Origin of the sequence: Blastomonas sp. UPD001, assembly GCF_003426715.1 — a bacterium.
Taxonomy (GTDB): Bacteria; Pseudomonadota; Alphaproteobacteria; order Sphingomonadales; family Sphingomonadaceae; genus Blastomonas.
In genome coordinates, this window is the sequence record NZ_QKVT01000001.1 from 1,211,913 (window position 1) to 1,214,200 (window position 2,288).

A 2,288-nucleotide genomic window follows, 5' to 3' on the forward strand; every position below is an offset into this window, starting at 1 on the left:
CCACAGGTTCGGCCAGCGGCGGCGCTGCCGGTTGGCCCGCCTCGGTAATCTCGGGTTCGAGCGATTGCGGCGTCATGCCGCCGGGTATGCAGCCCGCCACGCCCAATGCCGCCAGCAAGACCAGCCGCTTGTCGATCCTTCCGTGTCCCCACACCATGAGAGCATGTCTAGCACGGTTTGCAGGCTTTGCCACCGGGCAACGCAGGATTTACAAGGCTCTCATTTACAAGGGTTTCGCGGTTCATTCCGCCGCGAAGGTCGCGGTCAGCGCGGCGATCGACTGGTGATGAGTCAGGTCGAGATGCAATGGGGTCACCGCGATATAGCCGTCGGCCACCGCTTCCAGATCGGTGCTGTGCGCCGGGCTCGCCTCGGCCGCGCCCAGGCCGAACCAGTGATATTCGAACCCGCGCGGATCGGTATTGGTGACGATCTTCAGCCGCCCGTAATCGCGAAAGCCCTGGTTGACGACCTTGACGCCCAGCACCCGATCGGCGGGCAAGGCAGGGAAGTTCACATTGACCAGGGTGCGCGGCGGCATCGGCTGGCCGATGATCTTGCGGATAACCTGCTCGCCCCAGCGGATCGCGGCGTCGAACGAGACGTCGAGCCCGGCGCCCTCGCGCGCATAGACCTGGCTGAGCGCGATCGACGGGATGCCCGCCAGCGCGCCCTCCATCGCGGCGGAGACGGTGCCCGAATAGGTCACGTCCTCGCCCAGGTTCGCGCCGCGATTGACCCCCGAGAGGATCAGGTCGGGCGGATTGTCCTGCATCAGCCGCGCCACCGCCATCATCACCGCGTCGGTGGGCGTGCCGGTTACCGCATAATGCCGCTCGCCATGCTGGTGGACGCGCAAGGGCCGGGTGATGGTGAGCGAATGCCCCGCGCCCGACTGCTCCTCGGCCGGCGCGACGATCCACACATCGTCGGACAGCGCACGCGCGATCTCGGCGAGCACCGCCAGCCCCGGCGCGTGGACACCATCGTCATTGGTCAACAGGATGCGCATATCGGGTCTCCGGACTAGAGGTTCGCGGGTCCCCTAGCCCGAAGCAACCGCCTGTACCACCGCCGGTTTAACACGCATGCAACATATGCAAAAAATCGCACGGCGGGTTTCCGTTGCGACTCGACGCGCCAGCAGCAACGCGATAATGTCGATGGTGCAGCGCAAAAAACAGGCATTCCCGGCCGGGCAACCAGCCGGGTTTCACGTCTAAAAAGCCGGGAAGATGCCGATAACCGGGCGCGTAATCGCAGAGGGAGACTATCCAAGATGGATTCGCTGGTTTCAACCGAATGGCTCGCCAACGAGATGGGCGCTTCGGATCTCCGCATCGTCGATGCGACCAAGTTCCTGCCCGATCACGGCCGCAACGCGCTCGCCGAATATGAAGCCGGCCACATCCCCGGCGCGGTGTTCATGGACCTGGAAGAGCTGGTCGACAGCAACGCCGCGGTCGAGAACACGCTCCCCCCTGCCGAGAAGTTCGCCAGCCGCATGCAGTCGCTGGGCCTGGGCGATGGCAGCCGCATCGTTCTCTACGATGACAGCCCGCTCAAGTCCTCGGCCCGCGCCTGGTTCATGCTGAACATGTTCGGCGCGCACGCCGTCGCAATCCTCGATGGCGGCATCGCCAAGTGGAAGGCCGAGGGCCGTCCGCTCAAGTCGGGCAAGGAAAGCCTGCGTCACCGCCATTTCACCGTCTGGGAAGACCGCAAGAACGTCCGCACCAAGGCCGACATGCTCGCCAACCTGCACAGCAAGGCCGAGCAGGTAGTCGACGCGCGCCCGACCGCGCGCTTCACCGGTGCCGAAGCCGATCCGCGCCCCGGCATCGCCTCGGGCCATATCCCCGGCTCGGTCAACCTCCCGCACAGCGCGCTGTTCAACGCCGATGGCACCTGGAAGACCGGCGACGACCTCAAGGCCGCGTTCGAAGGCGCCGGCATCGACATCGCCCAGCCGATCGTCACCACCTGCGGTTCGGGCATGACCGCGAGCGTCGTCGCCTTCGGCGCGCACCTGCTCGGCAAGACCGACGTGTCGCTCTATGACGGCAGCTGGGCCGAATGGGGCGCCGATGCCGATGCCCCCAAGGTGACGGGTTGACCTGACCTTATCCTCTCCCTTTACGGGAGAGGAAACAGAGCCTTGGCAGCTTGCTGCCTAGGCGGCGTTGGAGAGGGCCCAATCCCCTCTCCCACTGCGACTAGGCCCGCTTCGCGGTCCAAGTCTCGTTGCCCTCTCCCGCAAGGGGAGAGGGCGGAGTTCAGTCCATGCC

General features: G+C 65.6%; 2 protein-coding genes. One reads left to right on the plus strand and one right to left on the minus strand.

Annotated features, from left to right (window positions below):
• Positions 1 to 241: 241 nt before the first annotated feature.
• Positions 242 to 1,012, minus strand: a complete 771-nt coding sequence (gene surE, locus DM995_RS06035) for a 5'/3'-nucleotidase SurE (RefSeq protein WP_116968820.1) — start codon at positions 1,010 to 1,012, stop codon at positions 242 to 244.
• 267 nt (positions 1,013 to 1,279) lie between these two features.
• Here surE and sseA point away from each other — a divergent pair, with 267 nt between their 5' ends.
• Positions 1,280 to 2,116, plus strand: a complete 837-nt coding sequence (gene sseA / locus DM995_RS06040) for a 3-mercaptopyruvate sulfurtransferase (protein ID WP_023839562.1) — start codon at positions 1,280 to 1,282, stop codon at positions 2,114 to 2,116.
• Positions 2,117 to 2,288: the final 172 nt, after the last annotated feature.